Here is a 26,484-nt window from a genome sequence, read left to right as displayed (position 1 = left end):
ATGAGTTTTAATTTTCCCTCTAACCTAAAATTCAATGGTAACATTATCTATGTGTTGCTATTATTATTCATTCTTAATCCTAGTTCAGTTTTTGCTGATGGAACCAAGCAGTTGATGCCTTCTGCGACAGGAGTGGAGCCAGCAAATGGTACAGCTCTCTACATAACAAGAGGTCAATTTGGTCCGTATGTTAATGCTCCTAATTCTAGTAGGTTACGTTTTACTATCGCAAATGCTGCTACTGAAAACCTTTATTTTGGGGTGTTTTCAAGGCAGAGGCTAGATGCTTCTAATCATCCAGAGCTGGGAGCTTTTACTTATTATCGTATTTACGACCAGAGTGGTACGTTGGTTGAAGGGGTAAATCCCGCTGGTGTGCAGGTAGGAACATTGTCAGGTAGATTTGATGATGGTGCAGGAGCAAACCCAATCGCGGGAGATGCAGGATTTGTATCAAATTACACAGAGGCTTTTAACGGGCCTAACGGTGTAGGTGGAGTTACAAATGGTTACAATCCTTATGTATTTAACCCTACAACTGCTGGAAATTATTATATTGAATTTTATATAAGTACCGATGGTGGTGCCACTCCATTTACTTTTGGAAATGGAGATCCGGCTATTTTCTTTTTTCCATATTTTGATTTTACTGTGGGGTCTACAGCCTCTGCAATTCCAGGAAGAATATGGTCTGATAAATGGTCGTTAATTGGTTATCAAAATCAGGATGCTGATGGTGATATAGGTACTCCAAATGTACCTAATCCTACACTAGATGCATCTGTTGAGGGTGAATTTTACGCGTATACTGATGATCAGGTAATCGTTAAAGTGGATTTTTTACCTGGATTTAGGCCATTAGCCTATGAGTTGTCTATGAATAGATTTGGTGTTGTTGATGATGATGATAATCCAGCAAATGATTTTCTTTTAACACGAAGATCTGTAAATAGACCTTCCAATACTTCTCCTAATTTAGACAATGGGTATCCCGTTTTTTTAACCGTCCCAGATCAATCTGTATTTGTACCTGCTCCACAAGCAGATCCGATATTAACTGGTGAGATTTTTGGTTGTCCTGGTAACTATTACATCCCTTATACTTTGGATGCGCCTGCAGATGTTGCTCTTTTAGTAGATTTTGACGGTAATGGGGTTTTTGATGCAAATACTCGAGATGTAGTTATTGAAGCATTTGAACAGCCAGTAGGTGATAACTTGCTTTTTTGGGACGGGTTAGATGGGTTTGGTGATATAGCCGAAGCAGGTGTAAGTATAAGCTTAAAGTTAGTGTCATTTAGAGGTAGGACCAATGTTCCTATGTATGATGCGGAATTCAATTTAAATGGTTTAACCATGGAGTCTGTGACTCCTACTCTAGCAAGTCAAAAACTTTTCTGGGACGATTCACAATTAACAGCCTTTGGAACTTGTGTTGACGCCTCAACTCAAAATACTGCAAATACAACTACAGGCTCATTTGTAAATACTAATTTATTAAATGGTAATGTGGGGCCAGGACACGCATGGAATGGTTCAAATCCGGGTAATACGGTACCTGCAACTGCTGGCGCTGGTGAAGGTACTAATACTCCGACGCTATTGTGTGATGATTATGGAAATATCAGGGTTATAAACACTTGGTTTTATGGTTCTGAGGTAGAATCCTCTGTGGTGCAATTAGTGGTTCCGTCATGTGATCAAGATGGTGATGGGGTTCATGATCTTGTTGATATTGATGATGACAATGATGGGATTCCAGATATAGTGGAACTAGAAAATGTTAATGCTAACGATCCTCTTGGAGATGACGATGGTGATGGATTGTTAAATTATTTTGATCCATCTAATGGTCCAGGAACGGATGGTCCTTCCAGTTCAAACTTTGTTGATAACAATAATGATGGTGTAAGTGATTTATATGATACTGACGGTGATGGAATTATAGACCAGTTTGATTTAGATGCTGATGGAGATGGTGTCCCTGATAATGTTGAAGCTCAAGGTACTTTAGGGTATATAGCTCAAGGTAGTTTAACAGATACTGACGGTGATGGTTTGGTGGATACTTATGATCCTGATTGTAACGGTTCGTCCACTACTAGTGCTAGTGGTAATGCTGTTTCAGGATTTACCTATGGAGGTAACCAGGATATTACTCCAGCATTAGGGACACCCGAAGCTAATGGTGTTGCTGCTACCAATCTTAATGGAGTTCGTCTTAGAAATACTGGTTCTGCAGGAGAAACTCAAGGTCCATTAACTTTAGAATTTGATAGAGGACTACCAGTAGGGACTACAATTACTTTTTCAATCGCAAATGATATTGGTGCAGGTGATAGTATGAATATCACTCTTGGTTCACAGGTGATCTCTAATTACAATACGGGTGGAGCTGCTGATTCCTATGTTCAATTTAATGTTATTACTACAAGTTCAACGTCATCTGTATTTTTCGAATTGAACTCAGGTGGGTTTAGAATAGGCGGAGTTAGCTATAGTTTCACTTCTGCTACCTGTTCAAATGGTTTTGCTGTGTTACCGGTGGATACAGATTTTGATGGGGTACCTGATTATAAGGATTTGGATTCTGATAATGATTCAATTAACGATACAACTGAAAATAACTTTGCTCTATCCGGAAACGATACAGATTTTGATGGATTAGATGATAGTATTGATGCTACTTCTGGTTATCAAGATCCTAATGGTAATGTAAATAATCCATCATCATTACCTGATAATGATGGTGATGTTAATGGTGGTGGTGATGTGAATTACCGTGATGCAACTGCTAGTGTTGATTCCGATAACGATGGAATTTTTGATGAAGTAGATTTAGATGATGATAATGATGGAATTTTAGATTCCGATGAATGTTATGTTGAACCAACGGCTACTGGCCCTTATACAAGTACAAATACCACTTTCTCCTTTTCTGGTTCTGGTGGGAATAATAATGCAAATTTGCAATCTGTTACATTAGATGGGATTACTTATAATGATTTTATTGTTCCTGATTTATATACAGAGAATTTCAACTCTACAAGTGATAATGTTGTGTATGAAGTTCTTAATGGTACAAGTGGCCAAGGTACAGGTCCTACAGGAGATAATATTTCAAATCCTAACTGGGAACAAATTATTTTACCAGCCTTTCAATCAAGAAATTTTAATTATTTCCAAGGACTTTCTGGAGCTGTTTTAGATACTGATTTCTATACACTCAGTTACAATGTTCCAATTTCTGTTTCAGGAGAATCTTTCTTATTAGTTTCTGAAAGAGATGGGAATAACACTTTTGAAATTGAAGCGTTTGATGCACAAGGAAATAGTTTTGGTCAACTAAATGTAGTACTTACCGATTATATAAATACAGGTATTAACACTTCGGTTGGTCAGCCAATTAATATTGCAGTTTATCCATTATCACAGCTTGCGCCCGCAGGTTCTGTAATAAAGTCTATTAATGTTTCTCCAGGAGCAGATGGAGATGGAGGCGATGGAAAAGTGTTTATTCTTAATGGAGGTTCAACTTGTCCAGATTCAGATGGTGACGGGATAATAGATAGTTTAGATGTTGATGCAGATAATGATGGTATTTATGACGCAGTCGAAGCTGGTCATAATGAAGTCAATATTGACGGTCGATTAACTGGTCCTGTTGGTGATGATGGTGTTCCTAATAGTGTTCAAGATCCTGGCGATGTTGATAATGGGATTGTTAACTATGAATTAGTTAACTCTGATGGTATAGATAATTTTGATTTTCAAGATACTGACTCTGATAATGATGGATGTTCCGATGCTAACGAGGCTTACAACAATAGTTCTGCTGATGGAGGAGATGGTGGTGCCTATGGTTCAGGTATCCCACCAACGAATTCTTCAAATGGTGCTGTTCTTGCAGCAAGTTATGCACAACCAGCTGATTCTAATTCGAATACTTTACTAGATTATACCGAGATAGGACCTGATACAGATGGTGATGGGATCATAGATGCATGTGATGATGTTGATGACCGTCCAGATACTGATGGCGATGGAGTGCCGAATGTTGTAGATATTGATGATGATAATGATGGTATTTTGGACGTGGTTGAATGTAAGGATGAGTCAACATTGGACTGGAGCGTAAATACTTGGGCTGCCGGCACACTTAGTAACTCTTATTCAGTTGATTCTAGAGATGTTAATATAACTGTAGTTGACCCCAACAATGCATTACTTAATTCGCCTAATCTGCCTATTTCAGGTGCTTTTTATCAAGGTGGACAACCATCTGTACCGCAAACTCTTATTTCAGGTTTCGACCTACAAACATTAGGAGCAACAGGTACGGTAACTTATACGATCGATTTTAATAGTGAGTCCTTTAACAATGTAGCGTTTACTTTATTGGATGTAGACGGAGAGTTAGGTTCAATAAGACGAAAAGAAAGATACACTATAACTGGTTTTAATGGAGCGTCTCAGGTTTTACCAAATATAGTTCCAGCAGGAACTCAAGAGGTTATAGGTAATTCTGTTCTAGGTGTTGATCCAGTTGCCCCAACTGGTGCTGCATCAGGAGCAGGAAATGTAAATATATCATTTTCTGCACCAGTGGATACTATCACTATTGTTTTTGATGTTACTGATGATTCTGTGATCAACCCAGGTTCCGAGCCAGGATTTAGTATTGGGAATATTCGCTTTTCTTCATGTGATTTTGATAATGACGGTATACAAGATTTATTGGATCAGGATAGTGATAATGATGGTATCACGGATAATGTAGAAGCTCAAGATACTGCTGGCTACATACAACCATCTGGTATAGATAGTGATGGGAATGGTTTAGATGATGCTTATGAAACTACTCCAGGAAGTGGAGAAGGGCTTACGCCAGAAAATACAGATGGAGATCCAAATCCTGATTATGTTGATTTAGATAGTGACAATGATAATGTCCCAGATGCTACGGAAGGTTCTGATTTTAATAACGATGGTAATCCTGATACTACTCCTAGTGGAAATGATATTGATAATGATGGACTCGACGATGCGTTTGACGGTGACACAACGGGATATGGAGATCCTAACGGTACTCCTGTAACAAATGATCCTGGTAATGAATTAAATAATACAGATGGTACTGATCAACCAGATTATAGAGATACCGATGACGATAACGATTCGCTTTTGACATCTGGAACTGGAGAGGATACCAATAATGATAATGACCCTACAAATGATGACGAAGATTTAGATGGAGTTCCAAATTATCTTGATCAAGATGATACAGATGGTGATGGGGTTCCTGATACCGTAGATATCGATGACGACAATGATGGTATACTAGATATTAATGAAGATGCTAATTTGGACGGTGATAATAACCCATTTACTAATCCTTCAGATCAGGATGGTGACGGTATACCTAATCATTTAGATTTAGATTCTGATGGTGATGGTATTCCTGATAATAATGAGGCTCAAACTACTTTAGGTTATATTGATCCGTTAGTAAACGACGCAGATGGAGATGGAATTCCAGATGTTACAGCAAATGGTTTACCTACTGCTTATAATCAAAATAACGATGAGCTTGGATTATTGCCAGTAAATACAGATACGGTGGACCTACCTGATTATCTGGATCTAAATTCTGACAATCAAGGTGGTAATGATACTGTTGAAGCTGGATTAACTTTATCAGGTAATGATTCCGATAATGACGGTTTGGACGATGCAGTTGATCAAACACCTACCTATGCTGATCCTAATGGTAATATAGATGATACTGCTAACTTACCAGATACCGATGGCGATTTAAATTCTGGAGGTAATGTAGACTTCAGGGATCGCAGTTTACCAAATGACGAAGATGGTGATGGAGTTGTAGATAGAGATGACTTAGATGATGATAATGACGGAATTACCGATATCACAGAAGGTTTTGAGTTTTACACAGATAATTCTACAACTTGTACTGGTCAAACTTACAATTTTAATGGAGGTACGTTAATCTCAGGTACGGCAGGTCAAGTAGGAGCTAGATACAGATTTTCTGGAGTTCGCGCAGGAATTGATGCTATTGTTGAAATTACACAAAGATCTACTGGAGCAACATTAAATTCTATTGATAACGCTTCTGGTGATGCAAATGCATGGCAGCCTGTAATTAATTATTCTGCAGCATCCTCTGGTGATTTAACAGTTACCTTCAATGTTCAATTGGTAGATGCTGGAACTACTAATCTTACTGTTGTTAATAGAATTAGTGGATTTATTCAGGATGTTGACAGCGACGGGTCAGGTAGAATTAGAGAATTCTATAGATTAAGGAATTTAGTGGGTTATTCATTAAATAATCCTACGAATATTATTGCAACAAATCTTACTGGTGGAGTAACTCAATTTAGAGCAAACGGGACTGGTTCTGCTCCGATTGAGCCTATAGATACCGATGCGAGATATAAAGTATTCTTCCAGCGTCAAGATGTTAATCAATTTGAATATGTAATTGGTGTAACAAAAAATATTAATGCTGCACAAAGTAGATTCTATAGTGTTCAATTCGATGAATGTGTTATAGATGACTTCGGTGGTGAACCAACTGTAGTAATTATCAATGCCCCAGATTTAGATGGAGATGGTATTCCTAATCATTTAGATCCAGATTCCGATGGTGATGGATGTTCTGATACTGTAGAAGCTGGTTTTATTGATGCTTTCGCGAAAGCGCAGGAAGATGGAATCCTTGGTAATTTAGCTCCTGAAACAGTGAACAGTAGTAATGGTCTTGTTACTAGCGGTGAATCAGGAGAAGGTTATACCGAACCAGCAGATTTAAATTCTAACGGGACACCAGATTTTCTCGAAGCTGGTTTCGCAGAAGCTTGTTCAACTCAGTTAGAAATTACTAAAACAAGTACATTTGATCCTGCAACAGGAGTTATTAGTTATACCTATATAGTTCAAAATATAGGTTCTAGTTTTGCTTTTGATGTAACGGTTTCAGAGTCTGCCGGACTATTTACAGGTACAAACACACCTTTGCCTACTCCAGCTTATCAATCGGGAGGAACCAATGAAGATGGTGAAGGAGATGCTATTGATTTAAGACCAGGAGCCTCTGCTACCTTTACAGCGGTTTATACGATTAATCAACAAGATATTAATTCAGGTCAAGTAGATAATCAAGCTATTGCCAATGCAGTTGATGATAATGGAGATCCAATTTCAGATGTTTCTGATGACGGTAACGATGGCGACGGTAATACAGAGGATGATATTACCGAAACTATATTAGGTTCAGGTAACCTTGAAGGAGTTGTATATAATGATGTTAATGGTAATGGAACTTTTGATACTGGAGATGTTCTTCTTTCTAATGTTGATGTAGTTATTACTCCTACAAATGGTGATCCAGTAACGGTTCAAACGAATGCAAGTGGTCAATTCACTGCAACAGTTTTATCTGGCGATGCTACCGTAGATATCAATGATGCAGATCTACCAGTAGGTTTCGTACAAACAGAAGGAACTGATCCTACGGATGTAACAGTAGCGGCTGGAGCAACAACGACAGAAGAAGACAACGGATTCAATGTACCAGGCACGGTAACAGGAGTAGTTTATAATGATGTAAACGGAAACGGGACACAAGATGCAGGCGAGCCAGGCATAGAAAACGTAGAAGTTACGATTACGGACAGTGCAGGTCAAGCAGTAACCGTTCAGACGGATGCAACAGGAACTTACACGGCTCAAGTAGCAGCGCCAGGCACAGCAAGCGTAGATATCGATGATGCAGATCTACCAGTAGGATTTGTACAAACAGAAGGAACTGATCCTACGGATGTAACAGTAACGGCTGGAGCAACAACGACAGAAGAAGACAACGGATTCAATGTACCAGGCACGGTAACAGGAGTAGTTTATAATGATGTAAACGGAAACGGGACACAAGATGCAGGCGAGCCAGGCATAGAAAACGTAGAAGTTACGATTACGGACAGTGCAGGTCAAGCAGTAACCGTTCAGACGGATGCAACAGGAACTTACACGGCTCAAGTAGCAGCACCAGGCACAGCAAGCGTAGATATCGATGATGCAGATCTACCAGTAGGTTTCGTACAAACAGAAGGAACTGATCCTACGGATGTAACAGTAACGGCTGGAGCAACAACGACAGAAGAAGACAACGGATTCAATGTACCAGGCACGGTAACAGGAGTAGTTTATAATGATGTAAACGGAAACGGGACACAAGATGCAGGCGAGCCAGGCATAGAAAACGTAGAAGTTACGATTACGGACAGTGCAGGTCAAGCAGTAACCGTTCAGACGGATGCAACAGGAACTTACACGGCTCAAGTAGCAGCACCAGGCACAGCAAGCGTAGATATCGATGATGCAGATCTACCAGTAGGTTTCGTACAAACAGAAGGAACTGATCCTACGGATGTAACAGTAACGGCTGGAGCAACAACGACAGAAGAAGACAACGGATTCAACGTACCAGGCACGGTAACAGGAGTAGTTTATAATGATGTAAACGGAAACGGGACACAAGATGCAGGTGAGCCAGGCATAGAAAACGTAGAAGTTACGATTACGGACAGTGCAGGTCAAGCAGTAACCGTTCAGACTGATGCAACAGGAACTTACACGGCTCAAGTAGCAGCGCCAGGCACAGCAAGCGTAGATATCGATGATGCAGATCTACCAGTAGGTTTCGTACAAACAGAAGGAACTGATCCTACGAATGTAACAGTAACGGCTGGAGCAACAACGACAGAAGAAGACAACGGATTCAATGTACCAGGCACGGTAACAGGAGTAGTTTATAATGATGTAAACGGAAACGGGACACAAGATGCAGGCGAGCCAGGCATAGAAAACGTAGAAGTTACGATTACGGACAGTGCAGGTCAAGCAGTAACCGTTCAGACGGATGCAACAGGAACTTACACGGCTCAAGTAGCAGCGCCAGGCACAGCAAGCGTAGATATCGATGATGCAGATCTACCAGTAGGATTTGTACAAACAGAAGGAACTGATCCTACGGATGTAACAGTAACGGCTGGAGCAACAACGACAGAAGAAGACAACGGATTCAATGTACCAGGCACGGTAACAGGAGTAGTTTATAATGATGTAAACGGAAACGGGACACAAGATGCAGGCGAGCCAGGCATAGAAAACGTAGAAGTTACGATTACGGACAGTGCAGGTCAAGCAGTAACCGTTCAGACGGATGCAACAGGAGCTTACACGGCTCAAGTAGCAGCGCCAGGCACAGCAAGCGTAGATATCGATGATGCAGATCTACCAGTAGGTTTCGTACAAACAGAAGGAACTGATCCTACGAATGTAACAGTAACGGCTGGAGCAACAACGACAGAAGAAGACAACGGATTCAATGTACCAGGCACGGTAACAGGAGTAGTTTATAATGATGTAAACGGAAACGGGACACAAGATGCAGGCGAGCCAGGCATAGAAAACGTAGAAGTTACGATTACGGACAGTGCAGGTCAAGCAGTAACCGTTCAGACGGATGCAACAGGAGCTTACACGGCTCAAGTAGCAGCACCAGGCACAGCAAGCGTAGATATCGATGATGCAGATCTACCAGTAGGTTTCGTACAAACAGAAGGAACTGATCCTACCAATGTAACAGTAACGGCTGGAGCAACAACGACAGAAGAAGACAACGGATTCAATGTACCAGGCACGGTAACAGGAGTAGTTTATAATGATGTAAACGGAAACGGGACACAAGATGCAGGCGAGCCAGGCATAGAAAACGTAGAAGTTACGATTACGGACAGTGCAGGTCAAGCAGTAACCGTTCAGACGGATGCAACAGGAGCTTACACGGCTCAAGTAGCAGCACCAGGCACAGCAAGCGTAGATATCGATGATGCAGATCTACCAGTAGGTTTCGTACAAACAGAAGGAACTGATCCTACGGATGTAACAGTAACGGCTGGAGCAACAACGACAGAAGAAGACAACGGATTCAATGTACCAGGCACGGTAACAGGAGTAGTTTATAATGATGTAAACGGAAACGGGACACAAGATGCAGGCGAGCCAGGCATAGAAAACGTAGAAGTTACGATTACGGACAGTGCAGGTCAAGCAGTAACTGTTCAGACGGATGCAACAGGAACTTACACGGCTCAAGTAGCAGCACCAGGCACAGCAAGCGTAGATATCGATGATGCAGATCTACCAGTAGGTTTCGTACAAACAGAAGGAACTGATCCTACGAATGTAACAGTAACGGCTGGAGCAACAACGACAGAAGAAGACAACGGATTCAATGTACCAGGCACGGTAACAGGAGTAGTTTATAATGATGTAAACGGAAACGGGACACAAGATGCAGGCGAGCCAGGCATAGAAAACGTAGAAGTTACGATTACGGACAGTGCAGGTCAAGCAGTAACCGTTCAGACGGATGCAACAGGAACTTACACGGCTCAAGTAGCAGCACCAGGCACAGCAAGCGTAGATATCGATGATGCAGATCTACCAGTAGGATTTGTACAAACAGAAGGAACTGATCCTACGGATGTAACAGTAACGGCTGGAGCAACAACGACAGAAGAAGACAACGGATTCAATGTACCAGGCACGGTAACAGGAGTAGTTTATAATGATGTAAACGGAAACGGGACACAAGATGCAGGTGAGCCAGGCATAGAAAACGTAGAAGTTACGATTACGGACAGTGCAGGTCAAGCAGTAACCGTTCAGACGGATGCAACAGGAACTTACACGGCTCAAGTAGCAGCACCAGGCACAGCAAGCGTAGATATCGATGATGCAGATCTACCAGTAGGTTTCGTACAAACAGAAGGAACTGATCCTACGGATGTAACAGTAACGGCTGGAGCAACAACGACAGAAGAAGACAACGGATTCAACGTACCAGGCACGGTAACAGGAGTAGTTTATAATGATGTAAACGGAAACGGGACACAAGATGCAGGCGAGCCAGGCATAGAAAACGTAGAAGTTACGATTACGGACAGTGCAGGTCAAGCAGTAACCGTTCAGACGGATGCAACAGGAACTTACACGGCTCAAGTAGCAGCGCCAGGCACAGCAAGCGTAGATATCGATGATGCAGATCTACCAGTAGGTTTCGTACAAACAGAAGGAACTGATCCTACGGATGTAACAGTAACGGCTGGAGCAACAACGACAGAAGAAGACAACGGATTCAATGTACCAGGCACGGTAACAGGAGTAGTTTATAATGATGTAAACGGAAACGGGACACAAGATGCAGGCGAGCCAGGCATAGAAAACGTAGAAGTTACGATTACGGACAGTGCAGGTCAAGCAGTAACCGTTCAGACGGATGCAACAGGAACTTACACGGCTCAAGTAGCAGCGCCAGGCACAGCAAGCGTAGATATCGATGATGCAGATCTACCAGTAGGTTTCGTACAAACAGAAGGAACTGATCCTACGAATGTAACAGTAACGGCTGGAGCAACAACGACAGAAGAAGACAACGGATTCAATGTACCAGGCACGGTAACAGGAGTAGTTTATAATGATGTAAACGGAAACGGGACACAAGATGCAGGCGAGCCAGGCATAGAAAACGTAGAAGTTACGATTACGGACAGTGCAGGTCAAGCAGTAACCGTTCAGACGGATGCAACAGGAACTTACACGGCTCAAGTAGCAGCGCCAGGCACAGCAAGCGTAGATATCGATGATGCAGATCTACCAGTAGGTTTCGTACAAACAGAAGGAACTGATCCTACGGATGTAACAGTAACGGCTGGAGCAACAACGACAGAAGAAGACAACGGATTCAATGTACCAGGCACGGTAACAGGAGTAGTTTATAATGATGTAAACGGAAACGGGACACAAGATGCAGGCGAGCCAGGCATAGAAAACGTAGAAGTTACGATTACGGACAGTGCAGGTCAAGCAGTAACCGTTCAGACGGATGCAACAGGAGCTTACACGGCTCAAGTAGCAGCGCCAGGCACAGCAAGCGTAGATATCGATGATGCAGATCTACCAGTAGGTTTCGTACAAACAGAAGGAACTGATCCTACGGATGTAACAGTAACGGCTGGAGCAACAACGACAGAAGAAGACAACGGATTCAACGTACCAGGCACGGTAACAGGAGTAGTTTATAATGATGTAAACGGAAACGGGACACAAGATGCAGGTGAGCCAGGCATAGAAAACGTAGAAGTTACGATTACGGACAGTGCAGGTCAAGCAGTAACCGTTCAGACTGATGCAACAGGAACTTACACGGCTCAAGTAGCAGCGCCAGGCACAGCAAGCGTAGATATCGATGATGCAGATCTACCAGTAGGATTTGTACAAACAGAAGGAACTGATCCTACGGATGTAACAGTAACGGCTGGAGCAACAACGACAGAAGAAGACAACGGATTCAATGTACCAGGCACGGTAACAGGAGTAGTTTATAATGATGTAAACGGAAACGGGACACAAGATGCAGGCGAGCCAGGCATAGAAAACGTAGAAGTTACGATTACGGACAGTGCAGGTCAAGCAGTAACCGTTCAGACGGATGCAACAGGAACTTACACGGCTCAAGTAGCAGCGCCAGGCACAGCAAGCGTAGATATCGATGATGCAGATCTACCAGTAGGTTTCGTACAAACAGAAGGAACTGATCCTACGGATGTAACAGTAACGGCTGGAGCAACAACGACAGAAGAAGACAACGGATTCAATGTACCAGGCACGGTAACAGGAGTAGTTTATAATGATGTAAACGGAAACGGGACACAAGATGCAGGCGAGCCAGGCATAGAAAACGTAGAAGTTACGATTACGGACAGTGCAGGTCAAGCAGTAACCGTTCAGACGGATGCAACAGGAGCTTACACGGCTCAAGTAGCAGCGCCAGGCACAGCAAGCGTAGATATCGATGATGCAGATCTACCAGTAGGTTTCGTACAAACAGAAGGAACTGATCCTACGAATGTAACAGTAACGGCTGGAGCAACAACGACAGAAGAAGACAACGGATTCAATGTACCAGGCACGGTAACAGGAGTAGTTTATAATGATGTAAACGGAAACGGGACACAAGATGCAGGCGAGCCAGGCATAGAAAACGTAGAAGTTACGATTACGGACAGTGCAGGTCAAGCAGTAACCGTTCAGACGGATGCAACAGGAGCTTACACGGCTCAAGTAGCAGCACCAGGCACAGCAAGCGTAGATATCGATGATGCAGATCTACCAGTAGGTTTCGTACAAACAGAAGGAACTGATCCTACGAATGTAACAGTAACGGCTGGAGCAACAACGACAGAAGAAGACAACGGATTCAACGTACCAGGCACGGTAACAGGAGTAGTTTATAATGATGTAAACGGAAACGGGACACAAGATGCAGGCGAGCCAGGCATAGAAAACGTAGAAGTTACGATTACGGACAGTGCAGGTCAAGCAGTAACCGTTCAGACGGATGCAACAGGAACTTACACGGCTCAAGTAGCAGCACCAGGCACAGCAAGCGTAGATATCGATGATGCAGATCTACCAGTAGGTTTCGTACAAACAGAAGGAACTGATCCTACGGATGTAACAGTAACGGCTGGAGCAACAACGACAGAAGAAGACAACGGATTCAATGTACCAGGCACGGTAACAGGAGTAGTTTATAATGATGTAAACGGAAACGGGACACAAGATGCAGGCGAGCCAGGCATAGAAAACGTAGAAGTTACGATTACGGACAGTGCAGGTCAAGCAGTAACTGTTCAGACGGATGCAACAGGAACTTACACGGCTCAAGTAGCAGCACCAGGCACAGCAAGCGTAGATATCGATGATGCAGATCTACCAGTAGGTTTCGTACAAACAGAAGGAACTGATCCTACGAATGTAACAGTAACGGCTGGAGCAACAACGACAGAAGAAGACAACGGATTCAATGTACCAGGCACGGTAACAGGAGTAGTTTATAATGATGTAAACGGAAACGGGACACAAGATGCAGGCGAGCCAGGCATAGAAAACGTAGAAGTTACGATTACGGACAGTGCAGGTCAAGCAGTAACCGTTCAGACGGATGCAACAGGAACTTACACGGCTCAAGTAGCAGCACCAGGCACAGCAAGCGTAGATATCGATGATGCAGATCTACCAGTAGGATTTGTACAAACAGAAGGAACTGATCCTACGGATGTAACAGTAACGGCTGGAGCAACAACGACAGAAGAAGACAACGGATTCAATGTACCAGGCACGGTAACAGGAGTAGTTTATAATGATGTAAACGGAAACGGGACACAAGATGCAGGTGAGCCAGGCATAGAAAACGTAGAAGTTACGATTACGGACAGTGCAGGTCAAGCAGTAACCGTTCAGACGGATGCAACAGGAACTTACACGGCTCAAGTAGCAGCACCAGGCACAGCAAGCGTAGATATCGATGATGCAGATCTACCAGTAGGTTTCGTACAAACAGAAGGAACTGATCCTACGGATGTAACAGTAGTGGCGGGAACTACAGTAACGGAGGAGAACAACGGATACTTTATAGTTGAATCAAATCTTGCCCTTGAAAAAACTAGCGGAGGCGTAGTTGATACTAATGGTAATGGTATTACCGATGCAGGAGACACTATCACATATAGCTTTACCGTAATTAACAATGGTAATGTTCAAGTCGAGAACTTGGTAATAAATGATAATACGATTGGATTAATTAATGCTATTGTAACACCGTCTACGTTACTACCTGGTCAAACAGGTACTATAGTAGATCAAGTTTACACCTTAACGTCTTCGGATATTGCTGCAGGTGTAGTAATCAACACCGCAGTTGTTGATGGTGGTTCGATAGATCCTAATGGTGATCCAGCAGGTCCTGTTAGCGATGATAGTGATGATCCTAATAATCCAGCAAACGTTAACCCAGATGCTGACACTGATCCTGATGATCCTACCATAACTAATTTAACGGCAGGCGGTATCTTAAATGGTGTTGTATTTGATGATGAAAATGGTAATGGTGTTCAGGATGCAGGCGAACTTGGAATAGGAGGAGTTACAATCGATATAACTAACTCGGATGGTACAACACAGCAAGTTATTACGAATCCTGATGGTAGTTGGTCGGTTGTTGTTCCAGCAGGAGTTACCACATCAAATATTGATGAGACGACCCTACCAAATGGAACAGAGGTCCAAACAGCTGGTACTGATCCTACAACAACTAATGTTGCAGCAGGTACAAGTGTAGGCGAACCTGCAGATGGTTTCCAAACACCAGAACCTAACTTAAGCTTAGATAAGGTTGCTAGCGCGGTCGCAGATGTTAATGGAAATGGATTTATTGATGCAGGTGATACAATTACATATTCCTTTACTGTTACTAATAATGGAAATGTACAAGTCCAGAATATTGTAATTGATGATGCAATTATTGGTGTGTCAGGATTAGTGATTACTCCTTCTGTGTTAAATGCAGGTGACGTTAGTAATGTTGTAACTACAAACTACACGTTAACAACAAGTGATATAATAAACGGTAGCATAATAAACACGGCAACTGCTACTGGTGAGGCTTTGGATTCAAATGGTACGAGTCTAGGAAATGTTTCCGATGACTCTGATGATCCTAACGATCTTACTGGTCAAGACATAGATAGTGACGGTGATGAAGAGGACCCTACATTCGTAGATTTGAGCTCTCCTAATCTCGCTTTCGCGAAAGCGGACTCATATACCGATAGTAATGGTAACGGTATAGCAGATGTCGGTGATATTGTTACTTATTCATTTACAGTTCAGAATACTGGAAACACTGTTGTGACAAATGCAAGTATTAATGATACAACAATTGGAGTGACTAATTTACCAGTAGTACCAGCTACCTTGAATCCAGGTGATATAGGGACTGCATCTTTTGATTATTCACTTACAGCAAGTGATATTGCCAATGGACAAATAATTAACTCGGCAACGGTTACTGCTCAAACTACAGATTCTCAAGGAAATGTATTACCTAATGTTTCTGATGTTTCAGATGATCCTGATGATCTTACAAATGTAGATACTGATTCTGACGGAGATTTTGAAGACCCAACTATTTTCAATATTCCTCAGAATGGAATCTTAAACGGATTAGTCTTTGAGGACTTAAATGGAGATGGAGTGCAGAATGCAGGTGAGCCAGGCTTAGGCGGTGTAGATGTAGTAATTACAGATTCAAACGGAGTTGTACAAGTAGTTACAACTCAGCCAGACGGAAGTTGGTCAGTGGTAGTTCCATCAGGAGATACGACAACCGATATAGATGAGTCTACATTACCAGCAGGCACTGATATTCAGACAGCCGGAACAGATCCAACGACTACAACAGTAGGATCAGGATCAAATGTAACAGAGCCAGCTGATGGATTCTTTACAGCAGAAGCAAACCTATCGTTAGAGAAAGTAAGCGGAGGAGTAGTAGATGCTAATGGGAATGGTATTACAGATGCAGGAGACACGATTACCTACAGCTTTACAGTGACCAATAATGGTAATGTATTAGTAGAGAATGCAGTAATCAGTGATGCCTTACTAGGTTTAGTAAATGAGCCAGTAGTTCCAAGTACATTAGCTCCAGGCGCAGTAGGAAGTATAGCAGATCAGGTTTACACATTAACGGCAGCAGATATAGCAAACGGAAGTGTAACCAATACAGCGGTATCAGAAGCAGACGCTATAGATCCAAATGGAGATCCATTAGGACCTGTGAGCGATGATAGTGATGATCCAAACAATGTGAATGATGTAGATCCAGACGCAGATGGAGATCCAGATGATCCAACGGTGACACCTTTAGATCAGAATGGAATCTTAAACGGATTAGTCTTTGAGGACTTAAACGGAGATGGAGTACAGGATGCAGGTGAGCCAGGTTTAGGCGGTGTAGATGTAGTAATTACAGATTCAAACGGAGTTGTACAAGTAGTTACAACTCAGCCAGACGGAAGTTGGTCAGTGGTAGTTCCATCAGGAGATACGACAACCGATATAGATGAGTCTACATTACCAGCAGGCACTGATATTCAGACAGCCGGAACAGATCCAACGACTACAACAGTAGGATCAGGATCAAATGTAACAGAGCCAGCTGATGGATTCTTTACAGCAGAAGCAAACCTATCGTTAGAGAAAGTAAGCGGAGGAGTAGTAGATGCTAATGGGAATGGTATTACAGATGCAGGAGACACGATTACCTACAGCTTTACAGTGACCAATAATGGTAATGTATTAGTAGAGAATGCAGTAATCAGTGATGCCTTACTAGGTTTAGTAAATGAGCCAGTAGTTCCAAGTACATTAGCTCCAGGCGCAGTAGGAAGTATAGCAGATCAGGTTTACACATTAACGGCAGCAGATATAGCAAACGGAAGTGTAACCAATACAGCGGTATCAGAAGCAGACGCTATAGATCCAAATGGAGATCCATTAGGACCTGTGAGCGATGATAGTGATGATCCAAACAATGTGAATGATGTAGATCCAGACGCAGATGGAGATCCAGATGATCCAACGGTGACACCTTTAGATCAGAATGGAATCTTAAACGGATTAGTCTTTGAGGACTTAAACGGAGATGGAGTACAGGATGCAGGTGAGCCAGGTTTAGGCGGTGTAGATGTAGTAATTACAGATTCAAACGGAGTTGTACAAGTAGTTACAACTCAGCCAGACGGAAGTTGGTCAGTGGTAGTTCCATCAGGAGATACGACAACCGATATAGATGAGTCTACATTACCAGCAGGCACTGATATTCAGACAGCCGGAACAGATCCAACGACTACAACAGTAGGATCAGGATCAAATGTAACAGAGCCAGCTGATGGATTCTTTACAGCAGAAGCAAACCTATCGTTAGAGAAAGTAAGCGGAGGAGTAGTAGATGCTAATGGGAATGGTATTACAGATGCAGGAGACACGATTACCTACAGCTTTACAGTGACCAATAATGGTAATGTATTAGTAGAGAATGCAGTAATCAGTGATGCCTTACTAGGTTTAGTAAATGAGCCAGTAGTTCCAAGTACATTAGCTCCAGGCGCAGTAGGAAGTATAGCAGATCAGGTTTACACATTAACGGCAGCAGATATAGCAAACGGAAGTGTAACCAATACAGCGGTATCAGAAGCAGACGCTATAGATCCAAATGGAGATCCATTAGGACCTGTGAGCGATGATAGTGATGATCCAAACAATGTGAATGATGTAGATCCAGACGCAGATGGAGATCCAGATGATCCAACGGTGACACCTTTAGATCAGAATGGAATCTTAAACGGATTAGTCTTTGAGGACTTAAACGGAGATGGAGTACAGGATGCAGGTGAGCCAGGTTTAGGCGGTGTAGATGTAGTAATTACAGATTCAAACGGAGTTGTACAAGTAGTTACAACTCAGCCAGACGGAAGTTGGTCAGTGGTAGTTCCATCAGGAGATACGACAACCGATATAGATGAGTCTACATTACCAGCAGGCACTGATATTCAGACAGCCGGAACAGATCCAACGACTACAACAGTAGGATCAGGATCAAATGTAACAGAGCCAGCTGATGGATTCTTTACAGCAGAAGCAAACCTATCGTTAGAGAAAGTAAGCGGAGGAGTAGTAGATGCTAATGGGAATGGTATTACAGATGCAGGAGACACGATTACCTACAGCTTTACAGTGACCAATAATGGTAATGTATTAGTAGAGAATGCAGTAATCAGTGATGCCTTACTAGGTTTAGTAAATGAGCCAGTAGTTCCAAGTACATTAGCTCCAGGCGCAGTAGGAAGTATAGCAGATCAGGTTTACACATTAACGGCAGCAGATATAGCAAACGGAAGTGTAACCAATACAGCGGTATCAGAAGCAGACGCTATAGATCCAAATGGAGATCCATTAGGACCTGTGAGCGATGATAGTGATGATCCAAACAATGTGAATGATGTAGATCCAGACGCAGATGGAGATCCAGATGATCCAACGGTGACACCTTTAGATCAGAATGGAATCTTAAACGGATTAGTCTTTGAGGACTTAAACGGAGATGGAGTACAGGATGCAGGTGAGCCAGGTTTAGGCGGTGTAGATGTAGTAATTACAGATTCAAACGGAGTTGTACAAGTAGTTACAACTCAGCCAGACGGAAGTTGGTCAGTGGTAGTTCCATCAGGAGATACGACAACCGATATAGATGAGTCTACATTACCAGCAGGCACTGATATTCAGACAGCCGGAACAGATCCAACGACTACAACAGTAGGATCAGGATCAAATGTAACAGAGCCAGCTGATGGATTCTTTACAGCAGAAGCAAACCTATCGTTAGAGAAAGTAAGCGGAGGAGTAGTAGATGCTAATGGGAATGGTATTACAGATGCAGGAGACACGATTACCTACAGCTTTACAGTGACCAATAATGGTAATGTATTAGTAGAGAATGCAGTAATCAGTGATGCCTTACTAGGTTTAGTAAATGAGCCAGTAGTTCCAAGTACATTAGCTCCAGGCGCAGTAGGAAGTATAGCAGATCAGGTTTACACATTAACGGCAGCAGATATAGCAAACGGAAGTGTAACCAATACAGCGGTATCAGAAGCAGACGCTATAGATCCAAATGGAGATCCATTAGGACCTGTGAGCGATGATAGTGATGATCCAAACAATGTGAATGATGTAGATCCAGACGCAGATGGCGACCCAGATGATCCAACGGTGACACCTTTAGATCAGAATGGAATCTTAAACGGATTAGTCTTTGAGGACTTAAACGGAAATGGAGTACAGGATGCAGGCGAGCCAGGTTTAGGCGGTGTAGATGTAGTAGTTACAGATTCAAACGGAGTTGTACAAGTAGTTACAACTCAGCCAGACGGAAGTTGGTCAGTGGTAGTTCCATCAGGAGATACGACAACCGATATAGACGAGTCTACATTACCAGCAGGCACTGATATTCAGACAGCCGGAACAGATCCAACGACTACAACAGTAGGATCAGGATCAAATGTAACCGAGCCAGCTGATGGATTCTTTACAGCAGAAGCAAACTTATCTTTAGAGAAAGTAAGCGGAGGAGTAGTAGATGCTAATGGGAATGGTATTACAGATGCAGGGGACACGATTACCTACAGCTTTACAGTGACCAATAATGGTAACGTATTAGTAGAGAATGCAGTAATCAGTGATGCCTTACTAGGTTTAGTAAATGAGCCAGTAGTTCCAAGTACATTAGCTCCAGGCGCAGTAGGAAGTATAGCAGATCAGGTTTACACATTAACGGCAGCAGATATAGCAAACGGAAGTGTAACCAATACAGCGGTATCAGAAGCAGACGCTATAGATCCAAATGGAGATCCATTAGGACCTGTGAGCGATGATAGTGATGATCCAAACAATGTGAATGATGTAGATCCAGACGCAGATGGAGACCCAGATGATCCAACGGTGACACCTTTAGATCAGAATGGAATCTTAAACGGATTAGTCTTTGAGGACTTAAACGGAGATGGAGTACAGAATGCAGGTGAGCCAGGTTTAGGTGGTGTAGATGTAGTAATTACAGATTCAAACGGAGTTGTACAAGTAGTTACAACTCAGCCAGACGGAAGTTGGTCAGTGGTAGTTCCATCAGGAGATACGACAACCGATATAGACGAGTCTACATTACCAGCAGGGACTGATATTCAGACAGCCGGAACAGATCCAACGACTACAACAGTAGGATCAGGATCAAATGTAACAGAGCCAGCTGATGGATTCTTTACAGCAGAAGCAAACTTATCTTTAGAGAAAGTAAGCGGAGGAGTAGTAGATGCTAATGGGAATGGTATTACAGATGCAGGAGACACGATTACCTACAGCTTTACAGTGACCAATAATGGTAACGTATTAGTAGAGAATGCAGTAATCAGTGATGCCTTACTAGGTTTAGTAAATGAGCCAGTAGTTCCAAGTACATTAGCTCCAGGCGCAGTAGGAAGTATAGCAGATCAGGTTTATACATTAACGGCAGCAGATATAGCAAACGGAAGTGTAACCAATACAGCGGTATCAGAAGCAGACGCTATAGATCCAAATGGAGATCCATTAGGACCTGTGAGCGATGATAGTGATGATCCAAACAATGTGAATGATGTAGATCCAGACGCAGATGGCGACCCAGATGATCCAACGGTGACACCTTTAGATCAGAATGGAATCTTAAACGGATTAGTCTTTGAGGACTTAAACGGAGATGGAGTACAGAATGCAGGTGAGCCAGGTTTAGGTGGTGTAGATGTAGTAATTACAGATTCAAACGGAGTTGTACAAGTAGTTACAACTCAGCCAGACGGAAGTTGGTCAGTGGTAGTTCCATCAGGAGATACGACAACCGATATAGACGAGTCTACATTACCAGCAGGCACTGATATTCAGACAGCCGGAACAGATCCAACGACTACAACAGTAGGATCAGGATCAAATGTAACAGAGCCAGCTGATGGATTCTTTACAGCAGAAGCAAACTTATCGTTAGAGAAAGTAAGCGGAGGAGTAGTAGATGCTAATGGGAATGGTATTACAGATGCAGGAGACACGATTACCTACAGCTTTACAGTGACCAATAATGGTAACGTATTAGTAGAGAATGCAGTAATCAGTGATGCCTTACTAGGTTTAGTAAATGAGCCAGTAGTTCCAAGTACATTAGCTCCAGGCGCAGTAGGAAGTATAGCAGATCAGGTTTATACATTAACGGCAGCAGATATAGCAAACGGAAGTGTAACCAATACAGCGGTATCAGAAGCAGACGCTATAGATCCAAATGGAGATCCATTAGGACCTGTGAGCGATGATAGTGATGATCCAAACAATGTGAATGATGTAGATCCAGACGCAGATGGCGACCCAGATGATCCAACGGTGACACCTTTAGATCAGAATGGAATCTTAAACGGATTAGTCTTTGAGGACTTAAACGGAGATGGAGTACAGAATGCAGGTGAGCCAGGTTTAGGCGGTGTAGATGTAGTAATTACAGATTCAAACGGAGTTGTACAAGTAGTTACAACTCAGCCAGACGGAAGTTGGTCAGTGGTAGTTCCATCAGGAGATACGACAACCGATATAGACGAGTCTACATTACCAGCAGGCACTGATATTCAGACAGCCGGAACAGATCCAACGACTACAACAGTAGGATCAGGATCAAATGTAACAGAGCCAGCTGATGGATTCTTTACAGCAGAAGCAAACTTATCGTTAGAGAAAGTAAGCGGAGGAGTAGTAGATGCTAATGGGAATGGTATTACAGATGCAGGAGACACGATTACCTACAGCTTTACAGTGACCAATAATGGTAACGTATTAGTAGAGAATGCAGTAATCAGTGATGCCTTACTAGGTTTAGTAAATGAGCCAGTAGTTCCAAGTACATTAGCTCCAGGCGCAGTAGGAAGTATAGCAGATCAGGTTTATACATTAACGGCAGCAGATATAGCAAACGGAAGTGTAACCAATACAGCGGTATCAGAAGCAGACGCTATAGATCCAAATGGAGATCCATTAGGACCTGTGAGCGATGATAGTGATGATCCAAACAATGTGAATGATGTAGATCCAGACGCAGATGGCGACCCAGATGATCCAACGGTGACACCTTTAGATCAGAATGGAATCTTAAACGGATTAGTCTTTGAGGACTTAAACGGAGATGGAGTACAGAATGCAGGTGAGCCAGGTTTAGGCGGTGTAGATGTAGTAATTACAGATTCAAACGGAGTTGTACAAGTAGTTACAACTCAGCCAGACGGAAGTTGGTCAGTGGTAGTTCCATCAGGAGATACGACAACCGATATAGACGAGTCTACATTACCAGCAGGCACTGATATTCAGACAGCCGGAACAGATCCAACGACTACAACAGTAGGATCAGGATCAAATGTAACAGAGCCAGCTGATGGATTCTTTACAGCAGAAGCAAACTTATCGTTAGAGAAAGTAAGCGGAGGAGTAGTAGATGCTAATGGGAATGGTATTACAGATGCAGGAGACACGATTACCTACAGCTTTACAGTGACCAATAATGGTAATGTATTAGTAGAGAATGCAGTAATCAGTGATGCCTTACTAGGTTTAGTAAATGAGCCAGTAGTTCCAAGTACATTAGCTCCAGGCGCAGTAGGAAGTATAGCAGATCAGGTTTATACATTAACGGCAGCAGATATAGCAAACGGAAGTGTAACCAATACAGCGGTATCAGAAGCAGACGCTATAGATCCAAATGGAGATCCATTAGGACCTGTGAGCGATGATAGTGATGATCCAAACAATGTGAATGATGTAGATCCAGACGCAGATGGCGACCCAGATGATCCAACGGTGACACCTTTAGATCAGAATGGAATCTTAAACGGATTAGTCTTTGAGGACTTAAACGGAGATGGAGTACAGGATGCAGGTGAGCCAGGTTTAGGCGGTGTAGATGTAGTAATTACAGATTCAAACGGAGTTGTACAAGTAGTTACAACTCAGCCAGACGGAAGTTGGTCAGTGGTAGTTCCATCAGGAGATACGACTATAGATGTTACTGATCCAACAGGTGCAATATTAACAACAGTGGGAAGTGATCCTGAAACAGTTACTGTTGTGGCTGGTACAACTAATAATAGTACAGATGATGGATATCAAGGTCAAGGAACTGTAACAGGATTTGTGTTTGAAGACATAAATAATGATGGGTTATATGATCCAACTGTTGATAATTTATTCCCTGCCGGTACACTAGTTAATTTGACTGATATTAATGGAGTTGTAACTACAGTAACAGTAGATGCTACTGGTAACTGGACGGCTACAGTCCCTTCTGGAGATTATAATGTGGACGTAGTTGATCCATCAGGTTATATTTTATCTACCATCGGATCAGATCCAGAGAGTATAACGGTAGTGACTAATACAACTGTGACAACTACAGATGATGGATTTATACTTGAAACAGGTTCCATACAAGGGCACGTGTATAACGATTTAAATAACAACGGTGTGCAAGATCCTGGTGAACCAGATCTTGCAGGTGTAAATGTCATCGTAACTGATAGTTTAGGAAATACCCAAATTGTCGTGACTGATAGTAATGGTGATTATACAGTTACAGTAACCGGAGGACAGGATGTTACTATTGATATAGATGAAGCTACATTACCTGCCGGAGCTATTTTAAGTGAAGGTACAGATCCAACTACAGTAACTGTGATTTCTGGTACTACTGTATTTGAGGAAAATAATGGTTATTATATCCCAGGAGTAGTTACAGGTCACTTGTATGAAGATTTAAATGGTAATGGAGTACAGGATGCCGGTGAACCAGATTTAGTTGGTGTAGATGTGGTAATTACTGATAGTAATGGTAACATACAAATTGTTACTACTGATGTTAATGGAGATTATTCTGCATTGATTTTAACACCTGGTAATGTGGTTGTAGATATTGATGACAATACGCTACCATTAGGTTTTGTACAAACAGAAGGTACTGATCCTACAACCGTTGTTGTAACATCAGGTAGTACTGTTTTCGAAGAGAACAACGGTTTCAATATACCATCTGTAATTACAGGTCATCTTTATGATGACGTTAATGGCAACGGCGTGCAAGATCCAGGAGAACCAGATTTAGCAGGAGTAACTGTGATAATAACAGATTCTTTAGGTATGGTGCAGACTGTAGTTACTGATGTTAACGGTGATTATACAGTAAATGTCTCTGCTCCTGGAGCGACAATTATAGATATTGATGAAACTACTTTACCAGTAGGAGCTGTTCAAACAGAAGGAACAGATCCTACAACGGTAATAGCTGTTTCAGGAGTAACAGTATTTGAAGAAAACAATGGTTTCAATGTTCCAGGAACTGTGTCTGGTACTATCTATGATGATGTCAATGGTAATGGAGTTCAAGATCCAGGTGAGCCTGGATTATCAGGTGTCACAGTAGTCATTACAGATTCACTAGGTAATATAGTTACAGTGGTTACAGATGCAAATGGAAATTACACAGCAGTAGTTTCGGCACCTGGTAATGCTACAGTAGATATAGATGAAGCAACACTACCGGTAGGTGCCATTCAAACACAAGGAACCGATCCAACTGTTGTAACCGTAGTTTCTGGCATTGATACGTTTGAAGAAAATAATGGTTATAATACACCAGCAACCGTAACAGGTCACTTATATGAAGACCTAAATGGTAATGGAGTTCAAGATCCAGGAGAGCCAGATCTTGCAGGAGTAACTGTAGTTATAACTGATTCTGATGGAAATATTCAAACTGTAATTACAGATAATAATGGAGATTATACTGCAACAATTGTGGTGCCTGGAGATGTTGTGATTGATATTGATGAAACTACGTTACCTGCAGGTGCAACCCTTACAGAAGGAACAGATCCTACAACCGTAACAGTAACAGCAGGTGCGACAGTGTTTGAAGAAAATAATGGTTTCAATATTCCAGGGACTATTTCAGGACACGTTTATCTAGATTCAAATGGAAATGGAATTCAAGATCCTGGAGAACCTGATCTTGCAGGAGTAAGTGTAATTATAACCGATTCTGAAGGGAATACTCAAACTGTAATTACAGATGCAAATGGTGATTATGTGGCTACCGTGATAGCAGCAGGAGATGCTATTGTAGATATAGATGAAACAACATTGCCAAATAGTGCATCACAAACAGAAGGGACAGATCCTACAACTGTAACAGTAATTTCAGGTGTAGATGTGTTTGAAGAGAACAATGGTTACAACTATCCAGATAATGATGGAGATGGAATACCAGATGTTGATGATATTGATGATGACAATGATGGTATTATTGATATTCTTGAAGGTAATGGTGATAGCGATGGAGACGGAATTCCAGACTGGTTTGATTTAGACAGTGATGGAGATGGTATTCCTGATAATGTTGAAGGTCAATCAACAGCTGGGTATGTCGAGCCTTCTGGAATTGATTCTGATGGAAATGGATTAGATGATGCGTATGAAAATACACCAGGATCTGGAGAGGGAATTATGCCAATAGATTTTGATGGTGATGGACTTCCTGATTATCTAGATGAAGATTCTGACGATGATGGAGTTCCTGATAGTACAGAAGGTTTTGATTACGATAATGATGGTCAGCCAGATGTTACGCCTTCAGGAAATGATGCAGATAATGATGGTCTTGATGATGCGTTTGATAGCACGCCTAATGGTGGTTATGACGATGCAAATGGAGCATTTGTGGACAGTGATCCTCGCAATGATCTTAATAACACAGATGGGGATGAGGAGCCAGATTATAGAGATTTAGATGATGATAACGATGATATTATTACTGGTCCAGATTTAATAAATGGAGACTTTGATAATGATGGAATCCCAGATTATCTAGATTCAGACCCAAGA

Annotated in this window: 1 protein-coding gene; it reads left to right on the top strand. The window is 42.2% G+C overall.

Going from position 1 to position 26,484, the window contains the following annotated elements; genetic code table 11:
- Positions 1-26,484 (top strand): SdrD B-like domain-containing protein (locus tag BST93_RS13860; RefSeq protein WP_105019642.1); only part of this gene is annotated, 26,484 nt, incomplete at its 3' end.

It is taken from the genome of Nonlabens tegetincola, from assembly GCF_002954355.1.
GTDB lineage: Bacteria > Bacteroidota > Bacteroidia > Flavobacteriales > Flavobacteriaceae > Nonlabens > Nonlabens tegetincola.
Note: the sequence above shows the minus strand (reverse complement) of the source record. Positions and strands in the feature narration are given on the sequence as shown.